Genomic DNA, 3621 nt, shown 5'->3' with positions numbered 1-3621 from the left:
TGGTAATAAGGCAAGAGATTCATGATGTAATAATCTATAAATCCAATGTACCAATTGCGAAGATAAAAGAATGGCTGGGAAAAGTAAAGGCAAGCCTATAAAGATTATAAATATTCCAAAAAGTTTTACACCGTAAATACGATTCACTTTTTTAGAATTAGGACTAGAGAATAATGTAGCGACTCGTACTGCTTCATCAATCTGATTTAAATAGATAGTGCGGTTATAATAAGTGCTAACTATTCTATCGCTGTAGAATTCAATATTGGTATCCTTTGTAGTATAAAACAATATTTTCAAAATACCAAATAACGTCGCAATTCCGATAAGTAGCAACATTATTTTGGTATTTTTGTCTTGTAAAAATTCAGATATATCAAAGTTATATCCAATCCACCATACATAAAATATAATTGAAAGCATAGGTATAAAAATATATACTCTATCAATCCAATACATTTCATCTTTGATTGAGAATATAGGTTGTTCATTTGATATTGTTGTACTTATCATGCTACTTTCTTTAGATATGTCTAATTTGATATTTTTGATCCACGCTTGAGAGAAGGAAAAAAGATGTCTAATGATGATTAATAACTCATTGATCTTTGTTAATAGTAATGATTTCTTGCTTTAAATAGGATAAAGGGAGATGGATTCCGTATCAAGCACGATGACGAAGAGGTGGATTCCCAATCGAGTTGGGAATGACGATGCAAAATGACGGAGTATTAAAAATCAAACCCGCCGGTTTCACCTTTGGACATACTCTCATACACAGTTCGGATGTATTTGGCGCGAATCTCGCAGCCGATACATTTTTCACACACATAACAGCTCGTTACGTTTTTTTCTTCTTGACACTCTTTGAGAATTTTTATGGTTTCATCCAATCGTGCTTCGTACTCACTGTTGTCCGGCATAGACACTTAAAACCTCGTTGATTTCATCACATGAACCGAAAAAACATGGACTGGTATCATGGACGTGGCGCGGCTCTTTTTCCAAAACGCGTGCAGTACCGTCAACCGCTTTACCACCCGCTTTTTCGAAAATGAAGGCAAAAGGGAAAACTTCGAACAACATACGCAATTTCCCCTCTGGTTTATCGCTCGCACCCGGATAGCTGAACAATCCGCCCCCTTTGAGGAGGATTTGGTGCAAATCGGGAACCATACCCCCTGAATAGCGGAGACGGTAACCACGAGCAAAGAAACTGTCGATCATTGCTTTATGGAAAGGAGCCCAACATTGTTGTGTACCGCCCGGAGCCATGATTTTCCCTTTCTCATTCAAATGAATATGTTTAACAAATTCAAACTCACCGTTTTGAAGGAGATATAGCGAGATGTGGTTTTCATCGGCAAATACAAGTTCGACACGCGGACCATAAACGACATAACACGAAGCAATCATTTTACTTGGACTAAATTCTCCGTCATAAATACCGAAAATCGAACCAACACTGAGATTGACATCTACAAGAGATGAACCATCAAGCGGATCAAAAGCAATAAAATATTTACCTGCTTCATTTAAAAGCATCGGTGTCTCTTTTTCTTCACTAGCGATGGTGTGTACACTGGCAATTTTGCTGAGTTCTTCTTCAATAATCAAATCACTTTGAATATCAAGCTGAAGCTGAGTTTCTCCTGAACTATTTTGTTCTTGAGAATAACCGATGTCTTTGACATCAATAGCATTTTTAATGCGGATAGCACTTTGTTGAAGTGCTTCTAAAATAACATTCATTCCATAACCTTTGCATGAGTTAAAATCCACTCGATCACCTGATCGGGGTTATTGAGATCTAGTATGTCTATTCCCGAGGGAATAGCATAATGGGCACTATTAATACTATCATCGATTGCCAAGGCATTCATATAGGGAAAATAATCGGTATCAATAGAGTTTCTAAAGATACTGATACGAGGAAGTGGGAGATTTTTAAGCCCTTCCACGAGTAATACATCAAACTCCCCAAACAGTGCAATAAGCTCGTCTAGTTCTTTATGTCGTTGCGAAAAATAGGTAGTGCGAGTAGGGGAGGTGACGATCACTTCCGCACCCGTATCACTGAACTTATAACTGTCTTTTCCAGGGACATCAAATTGTGCTTTATCTTTTGGATCGTTTTTAATGATAGCAACTTGCAAATGATATTCATGAATCAGTTTACGAGCCACCTTAAGTATAAGCGTTGTTTTACCACTATTAGATGGCCCTGTAAATGCAACTGCCAAACGTTTACTCAAAAAAGCAACCTTATATAAATTAGAGGCATTATAGTCAAGGTTCAGTTTAAACTTTCTAAAAAATAGTATTAAATTACCTGCTTGATCATTAAAAGTCTAAGCGGAATTGACGTATAATAAGAACCATACGACCAAAAAAGGATTTAGATGAAATTTTATTGGATGGCTTTATCAGCTTTATTAGCACTAAGCGGATGTTCACAAAAGGGTGCATTTGATCTTTTCCGAATGGATGAAAATCATGAACGAGCGGTAGAACAATTACGGACAGGAACCATCATCCAATCATTTGAGACAAAAGCAATATTTTCAACTCTCTATCTTAATCCGATTTATCCCGAGAAATATAAAGGGGGAGAATATTTTATTGGAGCTATTTATTTTGAACGAGATAATATAGATAACCGTAAATGGGATTTTAACACTTACGGTTATACGATCAACATGAATGGTCAAAAGGCTACTGTATTTGAAGAATTAAAACCAAACGATCCACGACGTGCTCTAATCCCGATTCAAAATAACTGGAACCGATACTATCTTATTCGTTTTGACTCAACTGCTGCAACTTCTTTAGTTCTGAAACTCGAAAATAATCAGACAGGGTCGGTTTCGTTAAATTATCAAAAATAGCAGAAATCGATACATTTTCCCCCAAGACTTTTTTGTAAATAATATAATTGGCAAGTACTCGCTTGCCATACTCACGGCTCTCCGCATTCCCTACAAGTTCCATGCTCATAAATGGCTCATGTTCTCCCGGATTGAAATAATCACCGCTAATTAAAAGCCGTTTTGTAAATCCTATCCCTCCGTTATACGCATACGCCATCAATACCGGATTGAAAAGTGTTTTTTCTATGTGTTTCATATGTTCAATGGAATACGCAATACTGTATTCCGAATTAAACATATCATCATACGATTTAATTTTTAATGGGTGAATTTTTGAAATTGAATCGACATTAAATGGCATAATTTGCATTAATCCCAATGCAAATGAACGTGAAATCAACCCCGGAATCAATCGTGTTTCTTGGCGCATAAGGGCGTACAACATTGCCTTTTGATCCGTTGTGACGCTGCTCATATATTGATCATAAGGCATCGTATAGTTATGAATATACGGTAAATATGCTTTCTCAATCATATAAGCTTGTACAGCCAAGGAGTCTTCACCATCATATTCTTCAATCAATTCGTACAATTTTTCAGGAGGTGTATTGACAAGTATCTTATGGAGACGATTCCACTCAAAAGGATTATCCCCTTTGAATCCCCCTTTATCGGGAGTCGGCAGAGTAGTGAAATAGTTTTGGGTTTCAATTCCGAGTTGTTCTCGCGCCCAAAGGGTATACATATTGAT

Annotated in this window: 6 protein-coding genes; 1 reads left to right on the top strand and 5 read right to left on the bottom strand. The window is 36.9% G+C overall.

The window, feature by feature from the left end; translation table 11 throughout:
• The 4 genes from WA010_RS11880 to mobB all read right to left on the bottom strand — a co-directional run.
• Positions 1-513: hypothetical protein (locus WA010_RS11880; protein ID WP_422557328.1), on the bottom strand; the 513-nt coding region annotated here is incomplete at its 3' end.
• 218 nt (positions 514-731) lie between these two features.
• Complete coding sequence (locus WA010_RS11875; protein ID WP_422557329.1) at positions 732-923, bottom strand: hypothetical protein; 192 nt, start codon at positions 921-923, stop codon at positions 732-734.
• A complete protein-coding gene (locus tag WA010_RS11870) occupies positions 907-1752 on the bottom strand; it encodes a class 1 fructose-bisphosphatase (protein ID WP_422557327.1) in 846 nt (281 codons plus the stop codon). The genes WA010_RS11875 and WA010_RS11870 overlap by 17 nt, the downstream gene beginning before the upstream one ends.
• Positions 1749-2255, bottom strand: coding sequence for a molybdopterin-guanine dinucleotide biosynthesis protein B (gene mobB / locus WA010_RS11865; RefSeq protein ID WP_422557326.1), 507 nt, complete (start codon positions 2253-2255; stop codon positions 1749-1751). Before mobB ends, WA010_RS11870 begins: the two co-directional genes overlap by 4 nt.
• A gap of 147 nt (positions 2256-2402) precedes the next feature.
• Here mobB and WA010_RS11860 point away from each other — a divergent pair, with 147 nt between their 5' ends.
• Positions 2403-2888 (top strand): hypothetical protein, encoded by a 486-nt coding sequence (locus tag WA010_RS11860; protein WP_422557325.1) that lies wholly within the window; start codon positions 2403-2405, stop codon positions 2886-2888.
• On the opposite strand, the gene WA010_RS11855 is transcribed toward WA010_RS11860, so the two are convergent.
• On the bottom strand, positions 2797-3621 hold an 825-nt coding region (locus WA010_RS11855; RefSeq protein WP_422557324.1), incomplete at its 5' end, for a transglycosylase SLT domain-containing protein. The two genes, WA010_RS11860 and WA010_RS11855, sit on opposite strands and share 92 nt — an antisense overlap.

The sequence above is a fragment of the Sulfuricurvum sp. genome (assembly GCF_049305995.1).
Classification (GTDB): domain Bacteria; phylum Campylobacterota; class Campylobacteria; order Campylobacterales; family Sulfurimonadaceae; genus Sulfuricurvum.
The sequence above is the reverse complement of the archived record's forward strand: the minus strand, read 5'-3'. Positions and strand labels throughout refer to the sequence as shown.